27 protein-coding genes are annotated in these 25,760 nt (G+C 68.4%); 20 read left to right on the forward strand and 7 right to left on the reverse strand.

Annotated features, from left to right (window positions below; all coding sequences use genetic code 11):
* Positions 1 to 3: 3 nt before the first annotated feature.
* From QWI33_RS26645 to QWI33_RS26655, 3 genes are all read right to left on the reverse strand, one after another.
* Entirely contained in the window at positions 4 to 309 is a 306-nt protein-coding gene (locus tag QWI33_RS26645; protein WP_289958210.1) for a hypothetical protein, read from the reverse strand.
* A complete protein-coding gene (locus tag QWI33_RS26650) occupies positions 306 to 1,067 on the reverse strand; it encodes a hypothetical protein (RefSeq protein WP_289958211.1) in 762 nt (253 codons plus the stop codon). Before QWI33_RS26650 ends, QWI33_RS26645 begins: the two co-directional genes overlap by 4 nt.
* Before the next feature lie 134 nt (positions 1,068 to 1,201).
* Positions 1,202 to 2,035, reverse strand: a complete 834-nt coding sequence (locus QWI33_RS26655) for a hypothetical protein (RefSeq protein WP_289958212.1) — start codon at positions 2,033 to 2,035, stop codon at positions 1,202 to 1,204.
* A gap of 388 nt (positions 2,036 to 2,423) precedes the next feature.
* Between QWI33_RS26655 and QWI33_RS26660 the strand changes: the two genes are divergently transcribed.
* From QWI33_RS26660 to QWI33_RS26710, 11 genes are all read left to right on the forward strand, one after another.
* Entirely contained in the window at positions 2,424 to 2,699 is a 276-nt protein-coding gene (locus QWI33_RS26660) for a hypothetical protein (protein ID WP_270116960.1), read from the forward strand.
* Between the two features lie 47 nt (positions 2,700 to 2,746).
* On the forward strand, positions 2,747 to 3,136 hold the full coding sequence (locus QWI33_RS26665; RefSeq protein WP_289958213.1) for a hypothetical protein: 390 nt from the start codon (positions 2,747 to 2,749) through the stop codon (positions 3,134 to 3,136).
* Between the two features lie 524 nt (positions 3,137 to 3,660).
* Positions 3,661 to 6,279 carry an ATP-binding protein gene (locus tag QWI33_RS26670; protein WP_289958214.1) on the forward strand — a complete coding sequence of 873 codons (2,619 nt, stop codon included), beginning with the start codon at positions 3,661 to 3,663 and terminating at the stop codon, positions 6,277 to 6,279.
* A 143-nt stretch (positions 6,280 to 6,422) separates the two neighbouring features.
* Positions 6,423 to 8,210, forward strand: a complete 1,788-nt coding sequence (locus QWI33_RS26675) for a hypothetical protein (RefSeq protein WP_289958215.1) — start codon at positions 6,423 to 6,425, stop codon at positions 8,208 to 8,210.
* Between the two features lie 3 nt (positions 8,211 to 8,213).
* On the forward strand, positions 8,214 to 8,753 hold the full coding sequence (locus tag QWI33_RS26680; protein WP_289958216.1) for a hypothetical protein: 540 nt from the start codon (positions 8,214 to 8,216) through the stop codon (positions 8,751 to 8,753).
* An 86-nt stretch (positions 8,754 to 8,839) separates the two neighbouring features.
* Positions 8,840 to 9,916, forward strand: coding sequence for a M23 family metallopeptidase (locus QWI33_RS26685; protein ID WP_435367590.1), 1,077 nt, complete (start codon positions 8,840 to 8,842; stop codon positions 9,914 to 9,916).
* Between the two features lie 182 nt (positions 9,917 to 10,098).
* The gene (locus QWI33_RS26690) at positions 10,099 to 10,497 is read left to right on the forward strand and encodes a YbaB/EbfC family nucleoid-associated protein (RefSeq protein ID WP_289958218.1); all 399 of its coding nucleotides are present in this window, start codon (positions 10,099 to 10,101) and stop codon (positions 10,495 to 10,497) included.
* 2 nt (positions 10,498 to 10,499) lie between these two features.
* Positions 10,500 to 10,820, forward strand: coding sequence for a type VII secretion target (locus QWI33_RS26695; RefSeq protein ID WP_289958219.1), 321 nt, complete (start codon positions 10,500 to 10,502; stop codon positions 10,818 to 10,820).
* Between the two features lie 3 nt (positions 10,821 to 10,823).
* Positions 10,824 to 11,525 (forward strand): WXG100 family type VII secretion target, encoded by a 702-nt coding sequence (locus QWI33_RS26700; RefSeq protein ID WP_289958220.1) that lies wholly within the window; start codon positions 10,824 to 10,826, stop codon positions 11,523 to 11,525.
* A gap of 9 nt (positions 11,526 to 11,534) precedes the next feature.
* Positions 11,535 to 12,215 (forward strand): hypothetical protein, encoded by a 681-nt coding sequence (locus tag QWI33_RS26705; protein WP_289958221.1) that lies wholly within the window; start codon positions 11,535 to 11,537, stop codon positions 12,213 to 12,215.
* Positions 12,215 to 12,568, forward strand: coding sequence for a DUF6086 family protein (locus QWI33_RS26710; RefSeq protein WP_289958222.1), 354 nt, complete (start codon positions 12,215 to 12,217; stop codon positions 12,566 to 12,568). Before QWI33_RS26705 ends, QWI33_RS26710 begins: the two co-directional genes overlap by 1 nt.
* A gap of 681 nt (positions 12,569 to 13,249) precedes the next feature.
* On the opposite strand, the gene QWI33_RS26715 is transcribed toward QWI33_RS26710, so the two are convergent.
* Both QWI33_RS26715 and QWI33_RS26720 read right to left on the reverse strand, forming a co-directional pair.
* Positions 13,250 to 14,236: a hypothetical protein gene (locus QWI33_RS26715; protein WP_289958223.1), complete on the reverse strand. Its 987-nt coding sequence runs from the start codon at positions 14,234 to 14,236 to the stop codon at positions 13,250 to 13,252.
* A gap of 225 nt (positions 14,237 to 14,461) precedes the next feature.
* A complete protein-coding gene (locus QWI33_RS26720) occupies positions 14,462 to 15,265 on the reverse strand; it encodes a hypothetical protein (protein ID WP_289958224.1) in 804 nt (267 codons plus the stop codon).
* Positions 15,266 to 15,795: 530 nt separating this feature from the next.
* Here QWI33_RS26720 and QWI33_RS26725 point away from each other — a divergent pair.
* The 3 genes from QWI33_RS26725 (at position 15,796) to QWI33_RS26735 (ending at position 18,672) form a co-directional block, all read left to right on the forward strand.
* Positions 15,796 to 16,491: a GNAT family N-acetyltransferase gene (locus QWI33_RS26725; protein ID WP_289958225.1), complete on the forward strand. Its 696-nt coding sequence runs from the start codon at positions 15,796 to 15,798 to the stop codon at positions 16,489 to 16,491.
* Positions 16,492 to 16,680: 189 nt separating this feature from the next.
* Complete coding sequence (locus tag QWI33_RS26730) at positions 16,681 to 17,244, forward strand: hypothetical protein (RefSeq protein ID WP_289958226.1); 564 nt, start codon at positions 16,681 to 16,683, stop codon at positions 17,242 to 17,244.
* A gap of 30 nt (positions 17,245 to 17,274) precedes the next feature.
* Positions 17,275 to 18,672 carry a hypothetical protein gene (locus tag QWI33_RS26735; RefSeq protein ID WP_289958227.1) on the forward strand — a complete coding sequence of 466 codons (1,398 nt, stop codon included), beginning with the start codon at positions 17,275 to 17,277 and terminating at the stop codon, positions 18,670 to 18,672.
* Between the two features lie 86 nt (positions 18,673 to 18,758).
* Here the strand turns inward: QWI33_RS26735 and QWI33_RS26740 are convergent, their stop codons facing one another.
* A complete protein-coding gene (locus QWI33_RS26740) occupies positions 18,759 to 19,484 on the reverse strand; it encodes a hypothetical protein (protein WP_289958228.1) in 726 nt (241 codons plus the stop codon).
* Between the two features lie 357 nt (positions 19,485 to 19,841).
* Between QWI33_RS26740 and QWI33_RS26745 the strand changes: the two genes are divergently transcribed.
* The 6 genes from QWI33_RS26745 to QWI33_RS26770 all read left to right on the forward strand — a co-directional run bounded on the left by QWI33_RS26745 (position 19,842) and on the right by QWI33_RS26770 (position 24,425).
* Positions 19,842 to 20,288, forward strand: coding sequence for a hypothetical protein (locus QWI33_RS26745; RefSeq protein ID WP_289958229.1), 447 nt, complete (start codon positions 19,842 to 19,844; stop codon positions 20,286 to 20,288).
* Between the two features lie 38 nt (positions 20,289 to 20,326).
* Positions 20,327 to 20,839 carry a hypothetical protein gene (locus QWI33_RS26750; protein ID WP_289958230.1) on the forward strand — a complete coding sequence of 171 codons (513 nt, stop codon included), beginning with the start codon at positions 20,327 to 20,329 and terminating at the stop codon, positions 20,837 to 20,839.
* Between the two features lie 112 nt (positions 20,840 to 20,951).
* Complete coding sequence (locus QWI33_RS26755; protein WP_289958231.1) at positions 20,952 to 21,686, forward strand: DUF7873 family protein; 735 nt, start codon at positions 20,952 to 20,954, stop codon at positions 21,684 to 21,686.
* Between the two features lie 444 nt (positions 21,687 to 22,130).
* Positions 22,131 to 22,547 carry a hypothetical protein gene (locus QWI33_RS26760; RefSeq protein ID WP_289958232.1) on the forward strand — a complete coding sequence of 139 codons (417 nt, stop codon included), beginning with the start codon at positions 22,131 to 22,133 and terminating at the stop codon, positions 22,545 to 22,547.
* A gap of 189 nt (positions 22,548 to 22,736) precedes the next feature.
* Positions 22,737 to 23,450 (forward strand): sensor domain-containing protein, encoded by a 714-nt coding sequence (locus QWI33_RS26765; RefSeq protein ID WP_289958233.1) that lies wholly within the window; start codon positions 22,737 to 22,739, stop codon positions 23,448 to 23,450.
* Between the two features lie 102 nt (positions 23,451 to 23,552).
* A complete protein-coding gene (locus QWI33_RS26770) occupies positions 23,553 to 24,425 on the forward strand; it encodes a class I SAM-dependent methyltransferase (protein ID WP_289959754.1) in 873 nt (290 codons plus the stop codon).
* Positions 24,426 to 24,446: 21 nt separating this feature from the next.
* On the opposite strand, the gene QWI33_RS26775 is transcribed toward QWI33_RS26770, so the two are convergent.
* The gene (locus QWI33_RS26775; protein ID WP_289959755.1) at positions 24,447 to 25,718 is read right to left on the reverse strand and encodes a HEAT repeat domain-containing protein; all 1,272 of its coding nucleotides are present in this window, start codon (positions 25,716 to 25,718) and stop codon (positions 24,447 to 24,449) included.
* Positions 25,719 to 25,760: the final 42 nt, after the last annotated feature.

The raw sequence follows: 25,760 nt of genomic DNA on the forward strand, positions 1-25,760 counted from the left end.
CTCCTATCCGTTCGCGCCGAACGCGGTGGCGCAGGCTTCGTCGGTGTCGTCCATATCCTGCGCGCACGCGTCAAGTGCGGCGTTGACTTCGCGGAAGCATGCGGCGGCTCCGGCCATGGACTCGGTGACGGTGGAGGTGGCGATGGAGTAGGCGGCGGCCATGGGGAGGGTGACGGTGGTGTAGAGGCCGCGATCGATCTCGCTCATGACCTGGAGGTACTCGTCGGTGCTCTCCAGGATCGGGACGACGTTGGCCTCGATGTCGGCGCCGAGCCGCCGGACGAATTCGCTGTCGAAGACGCGGGTCATCGGGGTCCTGCCTTTCGCTGGATGCTGTCGCTGAGCCGCTGGATGCGCTCGGCCATGTCGCCGGCGGCGCGGGTGGCGCGGTCGGCGGCGGCGGGGGCCTGCTCGGCCTTGCGGGCGAGGTCGGCGGGGAGCTCGCCGCGGGCGCGCTCTTCTGCGGTGCGGCGCAGTTCGTCGCGGGCGCGGGCGATGAGGTCGGTGAGGGCGCGGCCGAGGCCGTCGAGGCCCCGCTGGCGGGCGGCGGGGGCGATCCAGACGGCGGCGACGGCCAGGGCGGCGCTGGTGGTGACGGCAAGGTCGCCTTCGTCGCTGTGGAGTCTGACGTCGAGGTGGTCGCGTTGGGCGGTGGGGCCGGTGCGGGCGGTCTGGGCGGCGCGCATGGTCTTGAGGACGCCGTCGAGGTGCCCGGCGAGGGCGCGGTCGTGCTCGGGGTCGCGGCTGAGGGTGGTGGCGGGCCCGATGGGGCTGGTGAGCCCGTCGATGCCGAGGCGTCCGCGCATGACGGCGGCGAAGGCCTCGTAGCCGCCGGTGGCGGCGGCCTGCTGGAGCGCGCCGATCGCTTTGACGCCGTCGGCGACGGCGGCGTCGGCTTCGGCGCCGGGGCGGGGGAGCCGGGCGGCGAGTTCAGTGACGAGTCGCGCGATGGTGCTGGTGGGCTGGCGGAATCCGGCGGCCGTCACCGCGACGATGATCTTGTCGTCGTCGAGGCGCAGCGTCACATATTCATCGATGTCGGTGAAAGTCTGGCCGGGATCGGTCACAGCGGCGGCTCACTTCGGTGGACGTCACCATGACAATACCGAACAAACGCGTGTGGAGCGCACCGCTGCACGAGCGGTAGGGCGACCGTTCGGGCAGCTCACCGCCACGGTGGGCACTATTCCAAGCGGTCGCCTCAGCGGTCGGCTTCGGCCTCGGTCCTGCCGTTCTCGCCGTTCTCCAAGGGCCACACGGTGGCTTCGACGGATCCGACGAGTTCGAGGGGGCCGACGAGGGAGGCGGTGCGGGCGACGGTGAAGTCGTCGAGGGCGAGGAGGCTGATGCCGCCGCGGCTCTGGGCGACGGCGGCGTAGTACGCGCCGGTGCCGCGGTCCTGGAAGACCCAGCCGGGCCTGGTGTCGGTGGGGATGGTCGGGACCTTGGAGCGGGCGGCGGGGAGGCTGCCGGTCGCGGCGGTGTCGGGGGCGTACGGCGACCGCGGTTCCGAGTACGTCTGCTGGTACTGCTGCGGGTGGCGCGGTTCGGGTGCGGGGTGCGGGTAGTCCTGCGGCTCGGGTTCCATGGGGGTCTCCGTGTAGTCCGGCATCTGGTAGCGGGTCGGGTCGCCCGACACCGGGATCGGCGGCGGGTTCAGCGGCTGGTCGGGCACGTTGATGAGCGTGCGCATCTCGACGTTCCCCGCAACGTAGCTCACCAACCACAATCCGAGGGCGAGGGCGGCGAGGTCGACGCCGACCGCGATGAGCACCCGCAGGTTCGCGTTGAGCCCGGTGCCGAACTGCGCCAAGGAGAACAGTCCCGCGGCGAGGGCGAACATGATGAGGCCGACGAGCGCGCCGGTCATGACGGCGGGGCGGCCGAGGCGCGGGACGGGGGCGGAGGGCCACTTCTCGGAGGCGCGGACGCCGCCGAGGGCGGCGGCCGAGAGGGCGGCGACGGCGAGACCGGCGACGGCGAAGGCGATCGCGGCGGCGGTCAGCCTCCCGGCGATGTCGTCGATGTTGTCCAAGGTGGTCTCCGCGAGGTCGGTGCTCGGCCTGGTGGCCGGCGGTGTGGGCTGGATTCGGTTGTGGCGGGCGGCGTCGGGTACTCGGGCTCTATTGTGCGGTGCCGGGGCGTCTCCGAGCGTAGGACACCGTCCTCCCCGAGTTTAGTGTCGGATTGCCGACACGGAGTGATCGCGCCCATCGGATTGCCTTCCGCGGCTGAATCAGATTCACTGTCTCCTGGCAGCGCTTGCAGTCGCTCTTCGGCCCGACGAAGGTGCGTTCTGTCAGCACCGCGGCATATGATGAGGGCAAGACCCGGCATTGGGTTGGGAGACAAGAAACATGAGTGAAAATTGCGTTACGTGAGACAACAGTGACTCCTGTGACGGAAGGATGGGACTGACGATGATGAGTGAGACACTCTGGACGGTGGCCGCGCACGCCCAGGCCGGCGCCGAGATCAACACGCAGGGGATCATCGGGTTCTTCCTGTCGAAGATCGCCCCGATCCTCTTGGCCATCCTGGGACTCATCTTCATCGCGCGCTCCAACAAGGGCGAGGTCAGCCGCGTGCTCACCTCCTCCACGATCGCGATCATCGGCATCGCGTTCATCGCCGGAGCCGTGGTCCTGGTCGCCGTCGGCAGCGGCCTGGTCGACGTCCTCTTCAGCTCCGAGGACTAGCGAAGCCCCCCACATCGCCCCTGAAGTAAGGCCGGACGGAGGACGCCATGCGCTTGCGCACCGACGATGACATCTACCGTGCCCGGCTGCTGTACCTCGGCCCTCCCGGCTACACCCTCCCCGTCCACCTCCCCTACGGGCAGTACGGTGCCTTCGCCGCCATCCTGGCCCTCTTCATGCTGCTCCGCTGGTCCTTCACCGGCGACGTGGACCTCTTCCCCGCCATCGAGATCTCCCTCGCCCTCGTCGCCACCTCGCTGATCTTCCGCTACGTCGACTCCGACCGCCCCGCGTCCACCGTCGTCCGCACGCTGCTCACCGACTGGAAGCACACGCGCGACGCCGGCGACGAGAAGCGGATACCGGCGTTCACGACCCGTTCGATCCGCTTGCGGCCCACACTCGTGGAGCCCGTCCGAACTGAGGAGCGTCTATGAGCGGCGAGGATCGCCGACAGCCCGTCGCCAAGTTCTCCGCCCCCCGGCCCCCCGCACCCGTGCGGGACCGGGAGCGGCAGTCCGGCGACCTCGGCGACGACGCCACCGCGCTGGCCGACGCCGTCTTCAGGGCAGAGCCGGTCACCGCGCACCGCACGGCGAGCCCGCCCGCCCCGGCCCCCACGCAGCCGAGCCCGGCCGCCCAGCCCTCCCCGACGGACCCGGGACGTCCGGCCTCCCCTTCGGACTCCGTCCGACACGCTTCACCACCTGCACCGATGACCCCTCCCGCCGGGAGTCGTCCACAGGCTTATCCCCAGGGTTATCCACAGAATCCGGGGAGTTATCCACAGGGCTATCAACAGCGGTACCCACAGGCTCCCACCAGCGGAAATCCACAGGGTTATCCACAGCACAACGGAAGTTATCCACAGCAAGGGCAGAGTTATCCACAGGCTGTTGACCAGCGGCGCGGGAATGTTTCCACAGGTCGTACAGCAGCTGAACAAAAGGGTGCACAACGGGTGCCGGGCCAGGACCTCGTCCCGGTCAAGCAGGCCCGCGCCGAGGCCGCCCAGCTGCAGACCACCGACCTCAAGCCGACCCGCGTCAAGCCGCTGCCCCGCGACAAGGAGAAGCAGCCGCTCCGCGAACTGAGCCTCACCGAGATCGCCGGGCACGCCACGTTCACGCCCGCCTCGGTCACCGCCTGGTACAAGCTGCCCGGCGTGCGCTGGTCCTTCCGGCCCGACCTCGAGCGCGAGGCGCTCATCGTCGCCATCGCCGAGCAGTTCGCCGGCCTCGCGGGCCTCCGCGTCCACCTGCGCCGCACCACCCGGCCGTTCCCTGCCGACCAGTGGGCCCGCACCGTCGACCACAACACCGCCCGCCCGCTGCGCACCGTCCCGGGCGGCACCAGCTGGGCCGACCACCTCGTGGCCGCCCAGCGCCACCTCCAGCAGCTCTCCCACGCCGAGGGCGAGACCTTCCTCGGCATCACCTTCAGCCGCCGCGGCGCCCTCGACCAGCTGGGCGAGAAGGTCGGCCGCATGTTCGGCCGCGGCACCAGGCTCTCCGAGCGCGAGAAGATCGAGAAGCGCAGCCTCCAGTTCGACGAGGTCCTCGGCTCCTTCGGCGTGCGCGCCCGCCGCGCCACCACCGCCGAGCTCGAATGGCTCGTCTACCGCTCCGTCGCCCTCGGCATGTCGCCGCCGCGCCTGCTCTCGGGCTCCAACGGCGAGTGGGAGTCCGGCGACGTCCTGGCCCTCACCGAGTCCATCGAGCGCTACCGCAGCCCTTACGGCTCCACCGTCAAACTCGTCAACCGCCTCACCGGCGAGGAGAAGCACACCGCGGTCCTCACCGTCGGGCGCATGGAAGAGCTGGAGATCCCCCAGCGCCACGAGCCGTGGCTGCACTTCCACGAGCGCTGCCCGTGGCCCGTCGAGATCTCCAGCCGCATCGACATCCTCGGCCCCGGCGAGGCGTTCCGCGACCTCGACCACCGCCTGCGCCTCATCAGAAGCCAGCAGCGCGACTACGACGAGCACGCGATGGACGCCCCGCCGGAACTCCAGCGCCTCGCCGAACGCGCCCTCGGCGTGGGCGACGAGATGACCACCGGCCTGCCGATCGACGCCGCCCGCGCCCACGGCTGGCACCGCATCGCCGTCACCGCCGACACGAAAGAGGAGTGCCTGGAACGCGCCCGCACGCTGATGCAGATGTACCAGCGGGACATGCGCATCAGCCTCCAGCACCCCAAGAACCAGGACTGGCTGGCCCGCGAGTTCATCCCGGGCGAACCGGTCGCGCAGACCGGCTACGTGCGCCGCATGCCCGTCAAGCTCTTCGCCGCGGCCCTGCCGCAGGCGGCCTCCACCGTGGGCGACCAGCGGGGCGACCTCATCGGCCGCACCGCCGGCACCTGCCGCCGCCCGGTCTTCCTCGACATGCACTTCGCCACCGAAGTGCGCGAGAAGTCCGGCCTCTCGGTCTTCGTCGCCGAACCCGGCGGCGGCAAGTCCACGCTCATGGGCGCGATCGGCTACCTCGCGGCCCGCCGCGGCGTCCAGGTCACCCTCCTGGACCCTTCGGGCCCGCTCGCGCGGCTGTGCGAGATGCCCGAGCTCAAGCCGTTCTCACGGGTCCTCAACCTGACCGGCTCGGAGTACGGGACGCTCGCGCCGTACGCGCTCATCCCCTCCCCGAAGCGGGAGCACTACGAGGACTCCCCGGACGGCCAACGCGAGTACGACATCGCGGTCTCCAACGCGCGCAGCGAAAGGCGCATGCTCGTGCAGGACATCTGCGCAATGCTCCTGCCGCCGCAGATCCAGCGCGAGGCCTCCACGGCGCGGCTCCTGCGCCACGCGGCCCGGCATGTGCCGGCCGAGGAGGACTCGACCATCGAGGACATCGTCGAGTCGCTCCAGGACGCCGAGGACCACGTCACCGGCGACGGCGCCGAACTCGCCGCGCTCCTGCTCGACACCGCCGAGATGCCGCTCGCGAAGCTGTTCTTCGGCAGCCCCGACAAGGGCGTGCTGGAGGACGACACCGCGCTCACGGTGATCACCATGTCCGGCCTGCGCCTCCCCGACCTCGGGATCGAGCGCGAGTACTGGAGCGCCGAAGAGGCCCTGGCCCTGCCGATGCTCCACACCGCCCACCGCTTGGCCGTGCGCCGCGCCTACGGCGGGGACATGCACCGCCGCAAGCTCGTCGGCCTCGACGAGGCGCACTTCATGGAGGGCTGGAAGTCCGGCCGCTCGTTCCTGGTGCGCCTGGCCCGCGACTCCCGCAAGTGGAACCTCGCGGCGCTGGTCGCGAGCCAGAACCCGAAGGACATCCTCGGGCTCGACGTGCAGAACCTGGTCTCCACGGTCTTCGTCGGCCGCATCGCCGAGGACCGCGAGGTGGCCGAGGAGGCCCTGAAGCTGCTCCGCGTGCCCACGGGCGTCGGCTACGAGAGCGTCCTCGCCTCACTGTCCGAAGTGGACGCGGCGGAGACGCAGAAGCTCCCCTACCGCGAGTTCGTGATGCGCGACGTCGACGGACGCGTGCAGCGCATCCGCGCCGACTTCAGCTGGGTCCGCAACCTGCTTGAGTACCTGAACACCACGCCTGGGGAGGCGAAGTGACCGACCCCTCCACCGATCACGACCTTGCTCCTCCTACTCCCTCACACCGACGACCTGGCCTCGCCAAACGCACGGTCGGTCGCCTGGGCCGGGTACTGCTCGCCTTGACAGCGGCAGCCGGGGCCTTGGTATTCACGCCGGGCATGGCTGGGGCGCAAGGCGATGCGGAGGGGTGCACGGACTACGAGTGGCACACCGAATGGTCGGGTTGCCTCGATGAACTGCCTGCGGGACAGGAACTCCAGTGCGAGGCCGCCCCCCAGCCCGCCTCGCCCGACTCCGGCATGGCGGGCTGGTTCGCCGAGCCGAGCAGACTCGACAAGAGCGAAGGCATCGGCACCTACAGCGCCTATGGCTACGCCGGCTACCAACTCCCGATGTACGGGTCGCAGGAAATGGCGATCGGCGGGGGCTGTGTGGACGCGGTCTCGATCCCCAACGGCGCCGACACCGCGAACGCCTTGGCGAACATGGAGTTCAACCTGTCCCTGGCCACGGTCGGCGCAGCGAACTCGATGCGCCAGGCCGCGTGGGAGCCCGACAACATGTGGGGCTGGTCCAACGACTTCATGGAGCAGGGCACCGAGGTCCTGTACCGCCAGATCTTCACCGTCTTCGGCGCGGTCACCGTGGGCCTCATCGGCCTCTATCTGCTTTGGCGCTCAAAGCAAGCCGACATGAACAACGCGGTCACGACCGTGGCCTGGGCTGTGCTCATCCTCGTGCTCGTCACCGCCGTGGTCCGCTGGCCGGTCAAGGCCGCCGAGTACACCGACCAAGCTTTGACCATCGGAATGAACCTGAGCACCGTTCTCATCAACGATGACAAGGTCGAGGGCTGCATCCGCGAAGACGGCATGACCCAGGACCGCTACGACGAGCTCAAAGAGCTCAACGGCGAGGACTTCTGCATCGACACCCGCTCTGCCGCCGTGGTCGCCTCCGACACGGTCTCCGGCCAGGTGCTCTACCAGAACTGGCTGCGGACCATGCTCGGCCAGAGCGAAGAAGTCACCTTCCAGGAACGTGACGGCGAGGTCGTCGAGGACGGCGACGGCAACCCGGTCGTCACGGATTCCAACACCGCTTACAAATACGGTCCTGCTCTCTTCGCCGCCCAGGCCTTTTCCTGGCAGGAGAACGAAGATGCGGAAGAGTCACCCACCTACCGCAATGACCTCATCGAGGAGAAACAGGAGGCCTGGCGGAACCTGGTCGCCCAGATCCAGACCGAGGACCCTGAGGCGTACGCGAACATCAGCGGCCAGCGCGCTTGGGAGCGGACAGGCACTGGCTTCCTTGCCCTACTAACCGCGATCTTCTTCTCACTCTTCGACCTCACGGCCTCGATCCTGATCATCCTGGGCTTCATGATCGTGCGTTTTGCGATCGTCGCCCTTCCGATCATCGGCACGATCGCGCTCCTGCGCCCAGCGGGCGGCCCGTTCAAACGCCTCGTCAATACGGTCCTCGGCGCGATCATCAACGTTGCCATCTTCTCGCTCGCCGCGGTGATCTACATCTGGGCTTCGAGCCGAATCCTGGGCACCACGATGCCCGTCTGGCTCCAGGTCGTCCTCATTGGACTCTTGGGTGTCGCTGCCTGGCTGCTGCTACGACCAGGCAGGCGCATCGCAGGGCTCGTCGCCGGCGGAGGCGTGGCCGACTCCCTTCTCGGCAGGCGGACCACCGAATCCGAGCGCGAGGCCGAACGGGAGCGAGAGCGCGAACGGGTCTCGCGCCGCCGTGACGACGCGCGGCCCGAAGAGGTCCCTGACACCGTGCGAACTCCGCGCGGCACTGACACCCTGCCGGAACAGAAGACGGGAGCCGACCAATCGGCCGGCGCGGGCGGTCAAAGCGGGACGGCGGCGTCCGGCGGAGGCGGCTCCGGTGGTGGAGAGGTCTACCGGCCTTCGAGAAAAGAGTGACCGATGAACCGAGCCCTCCGGATCATCTTCTCCCGCTACGGGATCGTCGTCATCATCCTGATCCTCGTGCTCGGTGTCATCGCACTGGCCAGCCAACGCGCGCAGACACCGCTCGACGGCGGCAACTCCAGCAACGGCGGCTCTACCGCAGAGGCCAGTTCCGAGGCGTTCACTGAAGACGACGGCTTTGCGACGGAGAACTGCGAAGGCGACGACTGCTACCCCGAAGAGGAGCTGCCGCAGGAAGCGGTCGACCGCTCGGTCGAGTTCGCCGAGGCCTGGCTCAATCCGAACGGCTACAGCGCCGACGGCTGGTACGAGTCCATCATCCCGTTCCTCACCGACGAGCAGGCCGAACTGATGCAGGGCGTCGACCCCAGCGCGGTGCCCGCCACAGAGATCACCGCACCACCGGTCCCCGAGGGCCTGAAGGTCGCCTTCCCGATGGACACGGGAACGCTGACGCTCACCATGACCGAAGGCTCCAACAACCTGACCGGGACCGGCTGGCTCGTCTCGGCGATCGACTGGGAGCAGTCATGAGTGCCATCGGCGACGACGAGACCACCGCGAAGGAACGCTCCGCGAACCCCATCGCCCCCAAGATCCCCAAGAAGCTCCGGCCGTGGATGTGGATCCTGACCGTGGTCAGCGTGTGCTGCCTCGGAGCGGTCGTCTCTATCATGCAGCTGCTGTCCGACCAGTCGAACGGCGACGACGGCACGGTGAGCCTGGCCGGCTGCGGTACGAACTCGACGGTCGACCCGAACGCCGAGTTCCCCGCGATCACCCCGTACACCTCCGAGGAGATCAAGAACGCCGCGATCATCATCTCGGTCGGGCAGGACCTCGAAATCCCGGCCCGCGGCTGGATCATCGCCGTCGCGACGGCGATGCAGGAGTCGAGCCTGACCAACCACGGCCACCTCGGCGACCAGAACGACCACGACTCCCTCGGCCTGTTCCAGCAGCGCCCCTCATCCGGCTGGGGCACACCCGAACAGATCCAGGACCCCGTCTACGCCTCCACCAAGTTCTACGAGAAGCTCCTGACCATCGACAACTGGGAAAGGCTCCCGCTCACCGTTGCGGCCCAACGGGTCCAGATCTCCGCCTTCCCCAACGCGTACGCCAAGCACGAACCGAAGGCGACCGAGATCGTCAACACCCTGACCGGCGGTGGCGGCCGCGTGGCAGCGGTGGACACGCAGCTCGGCAGCTGCACGCCCTCGGGTGAACTCTCGGCCTCGGGCTGGATCATCCCTGTCGAGGGGCCGCTCAACTCCGGGTTTCGGACCGCCCAGCGGCCGACCCACAACGGCGTCGACATCGGCGCACCGCGCGGCGCGACCGTAGTCGCCGCAGCTGCGGGAACCGTGATCACCTCAGAGTGCAATGCCAGTCTGTACGGGGCGCCGTACTCCTGCAACCAGGACGGCTCGCCCGAAGTGGCCGGATGCGGCTGGTACGTCAACATCGTGCACGCCGGTGATTATCTGACCCGCTACTGCCACTTCGGTTCCGCACCGATGGTGAAAGAAGGCGACGTGGTCCAGGCCGGTCAGATCCTCGGCTATGTCGGCTCTTCGGGCCGGTCGAGCGGGCCGCACCTGCACTTCGAGACGCACCTGAACGCCGACCGCAGCCCGGCCGGCGCGGTGGACCCCGTCGACTTCATGAACCAGATGGGCGCCCCTCTCGGATAACGACCCACGCGAAAGCAACCGTGCCCGACCCACGTCGAGTGCCACCAGTCTTCCCACAGGCGCGTTCGCCCTCCTCAAAATGAGAACTCGTCGCGTACCCCCCGACTTGCCTCAGGTCGATAAACTCTCGGATTGTGAGCGGCACACAACCCCTTGTGCTGCTGCAGTACAGAGGAGTTGCGATGGTCGAAGCAATACCTGATCCCGAGGAGTCTCGAGAGCGTCTGCGAGCGTGGAAGGGCAGGATCGACCAGCTCGCCGCCGACACGCAGGCCATGAGCGATCGGATGCAGGAACTCCGCGTGACAGTGTCCGACCCGAACCACATGGTCAGCGTGACGGTCGATTCCACCGGCAACCTCCTCGACATTCAGCTCACCGAGCGCAGCAGGCGCGTCGAGCTGCAGCACGTCTCGCAGACGATCATGGAGACGATCCGGGAAGCGAAGGTCCAGGTCGCCGAGCAGGCCAAGGAGATCATCGAAACCACCCTGGGCGGTGATTCGGCTGCCGGCCGCGCCATCGCCGAACGGGTCCGCAACCAGCTCATGCCGCCGGTCGAGCCCGAGGAGCGCTGGTAGCCATGGGGAACGGATTCACAGTCGACCCGGAGGAACTGCGCGCGCACGCGGGCCACCTCGAAGAGCTGAAGGGCCGCTTCGACGCGGTCATTAACGCCAGCACACACATCGAACAGGACGACGAAGCGTACGGGACCCTGTGCGGCTGGATCTCCGGGTGCCTGGAGGAACGCCACCAGGACCAGGACAGGATCACCGCCTACCTGGCCGAGAACTTCACCATCGCCGCCCAGTCCCTCCGGGATTGCGCCGACGACTACGAGACCAGCGATACCGAGTCCCAAGGCGCGTTCAGTGAGCTCGAAGGCCGGATGGGGGCGTAGGCGATGTCGGACAACTCATTGATCGCCCCGGTCGAATCGAACCGGAACGCCTACGACGGCGCCGGTCTGGTCGAGGGCTACTTCGACATGGTCGCCGCCTTCAAATCCGACGGATGGGTGGACGACCTCCTCGGCGGCGCCGGATTCGCTCTCGAGGTGGTCGGCTCGGCGCTCGACCCCTTCAGCGCATTGCTGGCCAACGGCCTCGGGTGGGCCATGGAGTACTTCGAACCGCTCCGGGAGATGCTCGAAGAGCTCACCGGCAAGGCCGACGTGGTCATGTCGCACGCCCAGACCTGGACCAACATGTCCAGCGAGCTGAAGTCGATCGCCGAGGATCTGCAGTCGTTCCTCGCCTCTGACATGCCCGGCTGGAGCGGCGACGCCGCCGACTCCTACCAGGCGTTGATGGTGCACAACGTGAACTCAGCCAACGCGCTCAGCGCCATGGCGGAGGCACTGTCCGCAGCAACGCAGGGCGCAGGCGGGCTCGTACAGGTCTCGCACGATCTCGTGCGGGACTTGATCGCCGAGCTGGTCGCGCATGTCATCGTGTGGGCTATCGAGGCGATCTTCGTGGTCACGATTCCTGTCATCGCCGCGCAGATCGTTGCGGCAGTCGTGAAGTGGGCCGGAATCATCCTCGGGTACGGCATGGCTCTGGTCCAGAGCCTCCAGAACCTCAAAGCACTCCTGGGGCTCTGAGGCGGAACCATGAGAAGAACCCTGAAACTCCTCCTGCTCCTTGGCATCGGCCTCTTGATGGCGAAGGACAAAGACGGTGGTATCACCCCTGGGGGCACCGACAACACCATCGACCCGGCCACTGGCAAACCCAAGTCCGATGCCGAGCGCAAAGAAGACATGTCCTACAAGGGGCAAGATGCCGGCAAAGACTTCGAAGGCGTAGCGAAAGCAGCCGAGGACGAGGCCCAAAGCGGACGCAGCGACAGTACCGAAGGCAGCCCGACCGACTCGGATGCCGACACCTCGCAGGATTCGGATGGGGACGGCCAACCCGACACGACTTCCGAGGGCGGTCCCTATGCGACGGAGGAGAACCTCGAAGGGGAGGTTGACACGCCGATCAATAACCCCAACGATCCGTCCGATACGATCACGGACATCGACCGGGTGAAGGACGGCGTCCTGTGGGAGGAGAAATCTGCGACTTCCGCAGGGGATACAGGCAAATGGGTGGACAAGCACATTGAAAAGAAGTTCAATGCTTACCTTCGGGCCCAGCAGTACATGAAGGGGTACGAGGACGCTCCCATTGGATTCAAATTCACAGAGCCCAACGCTGATCCTGCCTTCAAGTCAGCAGTGGAGGCGAAGATCGCCGAGCTGCAAGCGCAGAACCCTGACGTTGATATTCGATTGGAATGGTCGTAGTGAGCTACATTTTTGATGTCGGAGATGAAACGGTCTGGAGCCCTTCGCTGAGCGTCGGTCGCCTCTACGTTGAGACGACGGAAGCGATGGGTCTGAGCATCGGTGTCTCAACCGGGCTCATCGCCGAGGCATCGGATATGTACGAGCTGCATCCTCAGCAGTTCCCGGCATTCGTTTACGAACTCGGCTTCGGGAGCACTTCGAAACATGAGGTGTACCGCTCACTTGTACGCGGGTTCGTAGCGGTCAGCCTGGTGATGATGGAGCGAGGCGGAATCGGTCCGGATGTAGTAGGCGCTGCAGGCCAGTATGGTGCCGAGATGGCTCTTCTGAGAAATACGATGCCACGATAGCGAAGCGAGATTGCTCGGGGAATTCTTGTGGCTACGAACTATAGGTTCGAGCTAACGGCGTGTCCAGTCGAGGAAGCTTCGGCGCTGTTCAGTGCGGTTTTGGGCTTGACTCGCTTCGAATAATCGCCTCCCACGCCGTTGGTCGGGAAGGCCTGGTGGGGCCGGTGACCTTGAGTCTCGCTAGGGGTTCGAGGAGGGTCGGCGGCTCAGGGTGGAAGAGGCAGCTATACCTCTATCGGGGTTCCGAACAGGCGGCTGTCTTAGGAAAACGAGGTGCGCGGGGTCTGGACAGGATCGTCTCGGCATCGATCGGCTCCAGCAGTTCTGAACGCCACGCGGCGCGAAACGCCCGACGGGTTGGGCCGCACGGATTTCGAAGCTTCATAATGAACAGGTCGGCGCACTGCCCCACCGCGGTGCGCCGACCAACCCCTAATGCTCCAGCTCCACCGCCGCGAGAGCTCGACCTCCAAACCGACACGGCTTCCGCAACGATCTCCACTGCGTGGTCCTCAGCCCACTCGACCTCCAGCGGCGCGCAGACCCGCAGGCCAGGGCTGTCGGTATCGAGCCTGATCACCGAGCTGAGCGGTCCGGTCCGGCGCTCCCAAGCCTGAACCATCGTGATGCGAAAGCGCGCTTGGGAAGGAAATGCAGCGTAGTAGAGCCGTCGCCCTCCGATCACGGCTGCGAAGTGCAGGCCGGCCAGGTAAGGACCGGTGGACTCAGTCGCGTGCTTGTCGAATCTGCCATCGTGCTCGAAGCTCCCAGTGCCACCGCCTCGCGGAATGCCTGACGCTCATCGAAATGTCGCTCCCAGTTGCCGAGGTACGGGCTGATCGGGTTGGTTCGGTGCGCCCCTTGGAAAGGCGTTCCAGCCAGGATCCGTCGTGAGGCTGTCGGGACAAGCGCGGACACGATACGGAGCGGCACTGTCGGGCTCTCGAAAAGTGCCGGGGCCTCGGCCGAGTCGACGCCGAGCGCGCGCCGGAGGAAGGCGAGCAGCCCCACCCAGAGCTGGACACAGCGGTCGGCGAAGGTGGTCGTTGCGGTCAGGTGAGCATGGTGCAGCTCTTGTGAACCGACCAGGAACCGCGCCCAGGCGTCTTCTCGGAGCTTGCCGAAGTCGTAGCGGTCCTCGCGATCGTCCTCCCAGAACCGGCGGCGGGGCCGCTCCGGCGGCTCTGGTGGTTCGTCGCCATTGCGGCAAGGTGCAGGGCGACGCCCCGCGGCCCCTTCGGAGGTGGGGCCGGGCGATGGCCGATCCGCGTGTCCGGAGCGGGGTCGGCCCGTCTCAGCCGTGTGGGGTGGGTCAGGTTGTTCGCCTCGGCGGTGTCGGCCAGTGCGGTTGTCAGGACGCCAGTCCGGCGAGTCGAATGGGCCGTGATCGAGCGGATCATGCGGGCGCTCGCGGTCGATAATCCACGTGTCGCCGGGCCGATGCCGCAGATGCGGCGGCTCGAAACGCGGGGAACGCGGGTCCGATTCGGGGAGCGCCGGGTCGGACGAGTCGGGGTCGTAGCGGTACGCGCCGAGTGAGTCGTGGTCGCCAGCGACGACATAAACCACCTGCTCAAGGTAGGTGGGAACGCCCGGTCGACGGTTCTGATTCGCCCCGGAATGGCTGTTTGCGGGCAGCCCGAAATCGAGTATGGTCGTAGTTGCCAAGGGAGCTTGCTCCTCTGGTTTAGGGGCCGCCCGGTGGATCTTGTTTGGCGACTAGGGCCACCGGGCGGCAGTGCCATCTCTGCCATGTTCAGCGAATCTTCGCACAGCCGGATCAACCGAAGGTGCACAGACGTGCTGACCAAATGGTGAGCGAACATCGGATGGTTGTCAACCGTCACTCTCGGTGTGTCGTGAAGTCTTAAGTGGTGCTTCTCTGCGGGGCGGTCAGATCAGTCCCTCTCCGCCCGCGAGCGAGGCGACGCAATCACCTTGCACTGCAACGACAAAGACAAACGTTTCATTGTTCAAGTCGCCTTCGAGGGAAACTTCCACCTCGATGTTCGTGATGGACGTCCCTGAGGTCTCTGCGGGTTCGGCTCCGTTTAGGAAGGCGGTCGTTTCACCGTTGGACACAGCCCATTCGGTGATTGCAGTATCTAGGTCTTGTGGCGTTACACCTGTGTAGGAACCGCATTGGAAGTCAGCTGCCGTGGCCGGCTCGCGCTCGACGACGATTGTGCGCAAGAAGTCAGTAGCCAGCGCCTGCGGATCGACAGCCTCACCCGTGGCGTCGTCTGAGCTTGGCTCCTCTTCCACCGCCGCCAGAACAGCGTCGGAGACGCAGAAGGTGCCGTCGTCTTCTTGGACCGTGACAACAAAGTCCTCGAACTGCTGCTTGCCGTCGTAGATGTAGAAGACCGTGATCCCGACCCCAATGCCATCGGTAGTGGGCACAGCGTCACCTGCGTCGAGGTCGACTCGAGTGATTCCTCCTAGGTCATCTGCATGAGTTTGGCGAATGTCATCGAGATCAGAAGTTGTCACTTCTGGGGAGGCGTCTTCACAGAGTGCTGCGTTTGCCCGCTCCGGATCCTCATTAGAGCCGTTGCTGAGATAGCGCAAGGCAGCACCGATCGCGTCAGTGGCAGCTTCGTCCCGCGGGTCAACGTTCTCCGGATTCCCGCTCGCTGCGATGCCAGGAGCGGCCCAGGCGCCGAAACCCAGGGCGACAGCCCAGAGGGCTGCCATTGCTCCGACGCGGCCCCACTTTCTTGGCGGGTCGGCGAATTCGGTGTCCTCGGTCTGGTCTACCGCGACGACTCGGTACTGCTTGCCGTCGGAGCTGCGGACCGTGGACCCGCGGCTAGCACGGCGCGGACCTCGAGCGGTGCGAACGACACGCCGGAACAACCTACCCATGACCACACCCTATTGGACCGGACCCACCGACCTCAACCACAAGCCGCCGACTCCCGCCGCGTCCTTCGCCCGACGGGTCCGCCTCGCGGAGCGTTGAGGACGACAGCCACCGAACCTGGCCAAGCATCACCTCTTAGATTTCGAGGCAATCAGGTGCGAGTGACAGGTTCTTTGTCCTTTTTCATGCGGTTCATTATGATCTGTAAGGTCCAGCCTGGCGCTCCACCGTCTCATTAACTGGCGTTAGCGGCATTGGCGGGTCGTGGCGCTCCCCCGTCGGATGCGCGCTCCGCGCGGTCTTGGCGAGTGGCCTCCTGAGCTGGGTTCGCTTGGAATACTGGCGCGTGAGGGGGCTGGGGATGAAGTACCGGATCATGGAGCAGACGCGGCCCGGCGGGCTGGTGGAGCAGGTGTACCGCGAGGTGCTGGCGCCCGCGTTCCCCGCTGAGGAGCTGGAGAGCGAATCGGGTGTCACAGAGACCCTGGAGGCCGGGCTCGGGAGCCTGCTCGTGGCGGTCGACGAGGCGGGCCGGCCTGCCGGGGCGGCGTTCGGGCGCTGGTCGGAGGCGTCGCGGGTGCAGCTGCTGGCGTACCTGGCGGTGAAGCCGGGCACGCGCGGGCACGGCCTCGGCGGGCGGCTGCTGCGCGACGCGATCGAGGCGTGGCGCGAGCGGTACGACCCGTGCGCGATCGTCGCCGAGGTCGAGTCCCCGGACGCGCCCACGGTGCACGAGGCCTACGGCGACCCGCGCCGCCGCCTGGCGTTCTACGAGGCGGCCGGCGCCCGCGTCCTCGACCTGCCGTACTTCCAGCCGGGCATCGGCAGCCCCTCTCGGCGCGTGCGGGGCATGCTCCTGCTGGTGCTCCACGCGGACCCGTCCTTCACGCAGGGACGCCCGGACCGCCTCTCAGGGCGGCCGCTGCGCACGTTCATGGAGGCGTACCTCGAATCGGCCGAAGGCGCGAGGCCGACCGACTGGGACGCGAGGACCCTGTTCGAAGCGATCGACCGCGAAGGCGGTATTCCCATGGGGCGCACGGCAACTCAGCACTGAGCGAAGCGGTGGGGGTTCCCGGGCCTGCATCGGTGCACTACAGTCGCTCCCAGTGCGCCAAGCCACACCCCCCGCCAGCGAACATGAACTTGGAATGATCGAGCGACCCGCAACCCCCGCCCCGAGGGCCCCCCGCGACCGCGTGAACGACGCGCCCCCGCCGCCCGCCCTCGCGCCGAGGGCGCGCCGGTGATCGCCGCGTGCCTGACGGCCGCGCTCACCGCGTTCGTGTCGGCGTTCTTCCCGATCACGCCCGTCGAGCCCTACCTGCTGGCGCTGGCCGCCGCGACCTCGTACAGCCCGATCGCGCTCGGCATCGCGGCCGCCGTGGGCCAGACGCTCGGGAAGACGACGCTCTTCCTGGGGGCCCGCGGGGCGTTTCGGTCGGCTCGGCTGCGCCGGTGGGTCGAGGCCGCCGAGGAGCGGCGCGACCGGCGGCGTGCCGACCGGAGTCCCGAAGGGGCCGCAGCGGAGGGCGACGGGGCCGCTTCGACCGCTGTGCGGGTGCGCCGCGGCCCGCTCGCGGCGCTGATCGCGTTCGGTCGCAGGCTTCTCGCGCTGCTGGACCGCCCGTCCCTCGCCGTGCCGATCCTGCTCCTCAGCGCCACAACGGGTCTGCCGCCGTTGATGGCCACGAGCATCTACGCTGCGGGCACGCGCATCAACCTCCCGCTGTTCGTCGCGGCCTGCCTGGTCGGCCGCTCGATCCGCTTCATCGCGATCGCGTACGCCCCGCAGCTGGTCCTCGGCTGAGTTGCCGTCTCCGAGTACGGTCGGTCCACTATGCCCTTCGACTTTCCGCTCCCCTGCAACCGCGTCGACGTGCCGGACGGGCTCGGCGTCATCGACTTCGACGCCGGGGTAGGCCGTGTCACGCTGAAGCTCGCCGGGGATCCGATCGCCCGGGACTGGGACGAGCGCGGCGGCTCCATCATGTGGCTCGCCAGACGCATTGCGCCGCAGCCGGATGACGAACCGCTGCACCGTCCGGAGGCATGGGCGGAACCGGCGGAGTGGGACGTGCTTCGCCAATGGGTGCGCCATGTCGAACCGGAGGACGACCCCGTAGTGCCGCTGCGCCCGCTCCTGGGGCTGCTCGCGTCCGGCCGGTACGGGGTCGGGCTGGGGACCCTGCCGAACGCCCATGTGCGGGCGGTGAAGACCGGCAAGGAGGCGCGGTGGTACGCCGACAGCTCCATCCCGTTCTTCGGGCACACGATCATTCCGACGCATCACTGGCCGCCGCCGGACAAGGCGGCCGTGGCCGCCTACCGGGAGCAGATCGCCGACGCGCGGGCGCAGCCGGCGCTCATCCTCGTCACGCACCCGGAATCGGAGGCGTACTACCTCCTGGACGGGCACCACAAACTCGCCGCTTACCTTGCGCTCGAACGCGATCCGGTGTGCGTGGTGATCGAGGCCTACACGGCGCGCCGCGACTACCTCTCCTATCTTGAGGAGCCGTCGGAGGAGTACCGGTTCTCCGAGAACGAGTCCGGGACCGGCGTGCTCCATGTCGTGGGCCGCGACGGGGCGAGCGCCCTGCGGATCGGCGGCAAGCCCTGCCTGGTCGAGGGGTACACGGGTTCGGGGACCGCCGACCGCCTGGCTGTGCGTTCGGGCGACCCGTGGGTGCGCCGGAAGGTGCGGCGGCTGCGGGCCGCGCTCCGCGAGCCCGCGCAGGCTTCGGCGCTGGAGATGTCGCGGGCGCTGTGGCCCCTGCTCGCGCCGGGCCGCTACGGCCTCCGCCGGTGGGTGCCGGGCACCTACTACGTCGAAGCGGTGCAGCCCGAGCGGATCAAGAGCTGGTATGTGGGCATCACGACCCCGGACCTCGGCGCGGTCCTGCTCCCGACCGACCAGTGGCCGCCCCGGGACGCCGCCACGGTCGCCGACTACTGCCGCAGGATCAAGCGCGGCGAGCGGCCCCTGGTCGTGACCCTCCGGGCCGCCCCGCCCGAGGACGAGGACGACGCGGTCGCGTTCGTCGTCGACGGCCACCACAAGCTGGCGGCCTACCAGCGCCTCGGTGTGGCCCCGCACTGCCTGGACATCGCCCGGGTGTCGGAGGAGACCGCCTGCGACCCTGCGGACCTCGACGCGGTGGCCGGTGAGGACCCGGTGCTGCGGGAGGCCACCGCCAGACTGCTGGCATACCTGCGCAAGCCCGCGGGGCGGTAGCCTGCGCCCGGCCGGGATCGCATCGTGAGTGCCGTGGGCGAAGTTCCCGCCGGCCGGCCGTGCGCGGGGGGCGCAGGGCGCAGGGGTCAGTTGCCCCGGTCCTCCAAGTAGCGCATGAGGTTCGCCGCGGACTGCCTGAGCTTCTCGTCGCCGTCGATCACGTCGCGGAGGTCGGCGGGTTTGCACGGGCGCCGGTCGGCGAGGCGGGCGATGTCGAGGAAGTGGGGGTTGATGCCGGTGCGGCGGTAGGCGGCCAGCTTGTGGTGGCCGTCGATGAGGAAGGACGCGCAGTCCTGCTCGTCGCCGGGCGGTTCGGAGCGGAGGATGACCGCGAGCGGGCGGTCGCCCTCCTCGATGGCGTCCACGTACCCGGCGATGGTCCCCTCGTCGCGGGGCGGCCACACGTCCGTGGGGATGACGGCGGTGCCTTCGGTGCCGATGGGCTCGTACGGGTACCACCAGGCGGTGCCGTTCTCGCCGAACGGTTCGATGTGGATGTTCGCATCGCGCCAGATCCGCACGCCGTAGTGGCCGGGCTGCAGGAGCCTGAGGATCGGCCGCGCGAGATCCACGGGGTCGGTGTCGCGGGTGGCGTGGCGCAGGCGCCCGCGCAGGTCGCGCAGGGATCCGCGGAAGGCCGCGTCGCGCGTGCGGATCGCGAAGCGGTCGATCGAGCCGGAGCCGGTGTAGCCCTCGACTATGAGCGGTTTCCAGCCGACGCGGAGCGCGCTCGCCCCGTCGTGGCCTCCGACCGACAAGGTGCCGTCCCCGTCCTGCACCTCGAGCACCTGGTATCCGAGAGACTCTGCCAATCGCGTGATCATCTGCTCCTCCGTCCAACCGTCGGCCGCCAGGCCCGCGCGGCGTTCGCACTCGCCGCCTGCCGCGACGAACCCCGTCATTTCGGGCGGCGCGGGCCTCCGTCCAGCCTAGTACCCCTTCGCGAAACGCATGAACACCACTGCTTTGACCTGGGCGTTCTGTATGCGCGCTTAACGGTTGCGGCCTTGGGGTACCCCGTTTCGGGCTCGAAGCACCTACAATGAGCAACCAGACCCTTCACTGCCCCTGGAGATCCGCCGTTGGCCGTCCCCCCGCAGCCCCCAGCCCACCACCACTACCCTCCTCCGAACTACTTGTACTGGCAGCAGCCCCCTCCGCCGCCGCGCATGCCGGGGCTGACGATCACCGCCATCGTGCTGATGTGGGTGATGGTGGCCCTGGCCGTGGTCGGCGGCTTCCTGGCGGTGGTGCCGCTCCTGCTGCTGCAGGACGTGAGTTCATCGGCGCTGCTCGGACCGCTCGGGGAGTGGGCGGTGTGGCTGCTGGCGTTCGGCGCCCTGCAGGGCCTGGTCTGGGCGGGGCTGCGCGCGTACTTCGCGGTAGGGATCGCCAGGCGCAGCGCTCGGGCCCGCCGCGGCGCGATCTGGGCCGAGTCGATCGCGCTCGTGTTCCAGGTGGCGTACCTGGCGGTCTCGGTCGCCGCGTTCTCCTCCGCCCCGCGCGAAAGCGGGTACAGCTACAACTTCACCTTCGACTGCACCGGTCTCGTGCTCCCCATCCTGGTCATCTGCTTCCTCTCCGCTTCACGGTCGCTCTGGTGGTGCGACCGCTGAGACCCCTTTGTTCCGCCCATTGTTAGGAGAACCCCCGAATGAGCAATCCCCCGCTTCCCCCCGCTCCTCCGCCCGGCCCGCCGCTCGGGTCCGGTCCCGAGACGATTCCCGGCTCCACGAAGGGCGCCGTGGTGCTCCTGTGGATCCTGTTCGGCTTCGGCATCTGCGGCGGCGCCCTCTCCGTCTTCGGCTACACCGCGCTCGTGGCGCTGGAGGACACCGGTGACGTGGTCATCCCCTCGTCGTTCATGCCGTTCCTGATCGCGTCGATCGTCCAGATCCTGATCTGGACGGTCCTGCGCGCTATCTTCGCCGTGCGGATCGCCAAGCGCAGCGCCGGCGCCCGCAAGGGCGCGATCATCCTCGAGCTCGTCGGCCTGGCCCTGGCGGTCGTGTCGTGGATCTTCACCCCCGAGGTCGAGGTCACCGGTGCCAGCACCGCCGGCAACACGGCGGGCACCGTCATCGGCGCCGTCATCGGCATCGCCTTGGCCGCCATCATCATCGGCTTGCTGTCCACTGCGGACTCCAAGCGCTGGTGCAACGAGTAGCAGCGCCACGCGGCCGCCGGAGGACTCGGTCCTCCGGCGGCCGCTGCGGTTAACGCGTTGCCCGGGGTGGCGCGAAGGTCCTAAGGTGAAGCCCGAAAGTGAGGGTTGCTCCGTGACCAAGTTGAACCAGATCATCGCGATCGAGAAGAGCGTCAAGGCGAAGGCCGCGCGTGCGCTCGGCGACGCCGGGCGCGAGCTCGCCAAGGCGCCGCTGCTGTCCGGCATCTCCCGGACCTACCAGCCCAAGGACGAGGAGGGCGAGCAGCTGCCGCCCGAGTCGACGAAGGTGCAGCGCCGCGTCGAGGAACAGCTGCGCGAGGTGTCAGCGGCGATGACGCGACTGTTCGACGTCACGGCCACCAAGGACCGCACGAACGCCCTCGCCACTGCCGACATCACCGTGGACGGTGAGGTGCTCGTCGCCGACGTCCCCGTCACCTACCTCCTGTTCCTGGAGAAGCAGCTCGCCGAGCTGCAGTCGTTCGTCAAGGCCCTGCCCGTGCTGGACGCGGGCGAGTCGTGGACGTACAACGACGCCTCCGACGCCTTCGCGACCGACCCGGTGAAGACGGTGCGCACCAAGAAGATCCCGCGCAACCACGTCAAGGCCGAAGCCACCGAGGAGCACCCGGCGCAGGTCGAGGTGTACTACGAGGACATCCCGGTCGGGTACTGGACGACCGTGAAGTTCTCCGGAGCGGCCCCCGCCAAGCGGGTCGCGCAGCTCTCCGAGCGGCTCGAGAAGCTCCAGATCGCCGTCAAGTTCGCCCGGGAGGAGGCCAACGGGACCGAAGTCGCCGACGAGCAGATCGGCGCCAAGGTCTTCGGCTACCTGCTCGGCGAATAGGCCCACAGACGCCCCTGTTTTGAGCGACAGGGGTGGCGCCCGAAAAGCGCCGAACACGCTGAAACTGAGATTCAGTCCGAGTATCACGCGGGAACACGGTCCCCTGCGGAATTTAACCCCGCAGCGTACGGATCCGTTCACCGCCGAACCTGAGACTCTCGCTCCAGCTTCAGCATTCGCCACGCCGCGCGTATCCGCGAGTAGCTCCTCTGGGACATCGATGTTGGGGGTTCGAATCCTCCCCGCCGCACCACATGCGGCGGTAGCTCAATGGCAGAGCACGGTGCTAGCAGCAGACTCAACGGCTACCGCAGATCGCAGCGGCCACTATGTGGCACATGGCGGCCCGGTGTCGAGGTCAACGACCCGGGCCGCACCTATGCCCATTGCACGGACACGGCGGGCACGGCACAATGGTCGCCATGAGCGACAACAGAAAGGGCGATGCCGCGTAGGCCGCCCGCGCGAGTACGCGCACAGCAGCGCCGCTACGCCTCCCCCTCGGCGGACCGGCCGCTCCCCCGCATCCCCGGCGCCTCGAGCGCCCTGCAAGGCGCGATCGCGCGCCTCGAGACCGATGACTCCCGTTTCCACCCAGGCGATGTGGCCTCGGCGTTCCGCGTCTGGCAGCGGGTCACCGGCGGCCCGGCCCGGCGCGCCCAAGACCATGCGGTGCACGCCGACTGCGAGCTCTGCAATCCACCGAGCCGCGACGTCCTCGAACTGGCCCTGCACCTCCTGCCGCGACGCTCCGCCCAGGAGCTGCGGCATCTCGTCGCACCGCTCGACGAGCGGTTCCTGCGACTGACGATCCCCTTGCCGAGCAAGCCGCCCGGACCGTGGTGGGCCCGGCGGACCTAGCGGCGCCGCCGCGAACCCGTGCTCCGCCCCAGAGACGGCAACACCGTGTCGGCGGCCCGAAACGGCCGCCGACGCGCTCCGTCCCCACCGCCAAGGGCAGGCCCCACAACCCGGGTAGGGCTGTCCCTACCCGTGAAATGCCTGCTCGCAGGGTCGTTGCGGCGCCCGGATCGGACGAAGATTAGTGACATGAACAAGATCTTCAAGCAGCTCGGCGCCGACTCCGCGTACCTGCTCTCCGCGTTTCCGATCGCGCTTCCCGCGTTCGTCATCACCGTCGCCGGCTTCGCCGCCGGCATCGGGACCGCCGTCGTCTGGGTCGGCGTCCCCATCCTCGCCGCGACCCTCTTCGCCATGCGCGGCCTCGCCGCCGCCGGACGCAGCCAGCTCAGTGCCGTCCTGCGCCAGCCGATCAACCAGCCGCACTACAAGCGGGCCCCCGAGAACGCCTCCGCACTGCGCCGCGCCCTCACGCCCGTCACCGACGGCCAGTCGTGGCTGAACCTCCTCTGGGGCCTGGTGAACTTCCCGCTCGCCGTCGCCGGCTTCTGCGTCGCCCTGAGCTGGTGGGCCGCCACGGTCGCCTCGCTCGCCTACCCCCTGTACGGCTGGATCATCATCCGCGCCGTCGACGGCAGCGGCGGGGGCGACGGCCTGGAGTACGCGACCCGCTGGCTCGGCTGGGGCGACTCGTACGCCGCCGCCTCCCTGCTCGCCGTCCTCGGCGGCCTGGTCATGGCCCTGCTGCTGCCGCTGGTCCTGCGCGGTTTCGCGATCACCCAGGCCTCGCTCGGCAAGGGCCTGCTCGCCTCGCTCACCGAGTCGGACGCACCCCAGGGCCCGGTCCGCACCGCCACGATCAACGCTGAGGTCACCCGCATCCAGGAGCGCCTCGCCGCATAGACCTCACCTCCGGGAAACCCCGACCGAGCGGCCGCTCACGCGGCCGCCCGGTCGCCGCTTTCACCCCGAAAACCGATAGCAGCCGGTGCTAGGTTGGGGCGCATGGCAGCCCATCACGGACACCGGCACGACGACCACGCCGCCGCCTTCGACTTCGCCGAGGCCGCTCCCCGCTTCAAGGAGCGCGCCGCGGCCGAGGCCGCCAAGTACCGGCGCCTCGCCGAACGGCTCGCGGACCCGGCCGACCAGCTCGTGGCCGACATCGGCTGCGGCGCCGCCTCGATGGCGTTCGCACTCGCCGAGGCACTCCCCGAAGCCCAGGTGGTGGCCGTGGACGCCGAACCGGCCATGCTCGACCTCGTGCGCGAACGCGCCGCCGAGACCGGCGCCGCGGTGCGGGCCGCGCAGGCGTCCGTCGACGACCCGGACGCGCTCACCGCGGCATTCGGGACGCCCGCCGACCTCCTCTGGGCCGGGCGCGTCATCCACCACGCCACCGATCCCCAAGCGGCCCTTCAGAACCTGGCCGATCTGCTCGCCCCCGGCGGACGCCTGGCGATCGGCGAGGGCGGCACCGCCCCGCAGTACCTGCCCTGGCACGTGGGCGTCGGCAGGCCCGGCCTGGAACTGCGCCTCATCGAAGCCGGATCGCGCCGCCTCGAAGGCGAGGGCGTCGAGCACGGCTCCACGCCGCTCCCGTACGGCTGGAACATCGCGCTCGAACGCGCCGGCCTGACCGAGGTGCGCGAGGTGAACGAGCTCGACGCGACCCCCGCCCCGCTCGAAGGCACCGCCCTCACGCACGCCCTCGAATCACTGCAGACCCGGTCGGAGTGGTTCGAGCACTTCCTCAGCGACGACGACAAGGCCGCCTGGGCGCGACTCCTCGACGAAGACGGCCCCGACTGGCTCGGCCGCCGCCGCGACCTCCACCACCTGTCGATCGAAACGTACTTCGTCGCCGTCAAACCCTGAGCGCCCCCGCGGCTCACCGCTTCACTCGCCCCCGGAGTCGACCTCCAGCTGGAAGAGCCGCTCGAGCGCGGCCCGCGCGTACACCTCTTCCAAGTGCTCGGCGCGCGCGAAATCGCTGAGCAGGTCGTAACCGTCGCGCAGGCCGAGCCGACCGAGCCGGAACGCGGCCTCAATGCGCCCGAACCAGTGGAAGCACCCGTCGGAGGCCAGCACCGAGTACGCCTCGACGCCCACATCGGGGCTGATGCCGTACATCGCCTCGGCCGCATCGATGCCCAGATGGAAGTCCATGACGGACTCGACGCCTTTAACGATGCGCCACAACGCGTTCTCGGCGTCGATGACACTGTCCTCGGCGAGCTGCTCCGCGCAGATGATCCGCAGCCGCACCGAGAGCAGCGGCGCGTTCGCCAAGTGCCGCAGGGCCATCGCTGCGGCGGAGCCGTGGACGTTGCGCAGTTCGTGGGCGGCGCTGTGCCGCACGTACTCGCTCACCGACTCGTCGGTGACCAGCTGCATGAGGGCGATCCCGGCCGGACCGGCGGCGCAGTCGACGAGGGCGCTGGCGGCGTCCAGGCGGTACTTGGCGTCGACGGTGGCGTCGGCGGCGATGGATTCGAGCGCGCGGGCGGCGTCCTCGACGCTGAAGCGGCCCATGTGCTCGGCGACCTCGAGCCGCACCTCTACATCCACATTGGACGATTTGGCTACGGAAGAGAGCCGCATGGCCATGTCCCGGCCGCCGAGGTCGACGAGGTCCTGGATGAGCTGTATGCGCAGTTCGGCGTCGATAGCCTCGTTCTTGATGGAGCCCACGAGGTTGCTCATGGCGCGGTCGCGGCGCTGATGCGGGACGGCCACGACCGCCATGCCGATCGACGGCTCGCAAGCGTCGCCGAAGGTGCCGATCGACGGCTCGCACGGATCGCCGAAGGCGCCGGCCGGTTTGTTCGCGTCGGTGTACGCGCCGGTCGTGGATTCGCCGGCGGGCGAGCGGTAGGCGTCGCTGATCGCGGATTCGTAGGCGCCCATGCGGTACTCGTCCGGCTCATCCGTCTCACTGCCCCAGAAGCGGGCGCGGGTCTTGCGCGGCTCCGGGTCGGGCTCGTCGCGCATGCGGGCGAGCTGGCGGCGGCGCTGCCAGCAGCCGGTCGCCCAGGTCGCGGCGATCGCGGGGTAGAGGAGGCCGTAGCCCCAGCGGCCCGCGTCGAGGAGCTCGACCACCGGGACGGGGGCGGCGAGCGCGGCGGAGAAGCGGATGGTCCAAAGCTGCACTGCATTGGCGTTCGCCATACGTCGAACCTCGGGTAGAAGCGGCGGGGACTTCTCGGTACG

The organism is Glycomyces tritici, assembly GCF_030403505.1.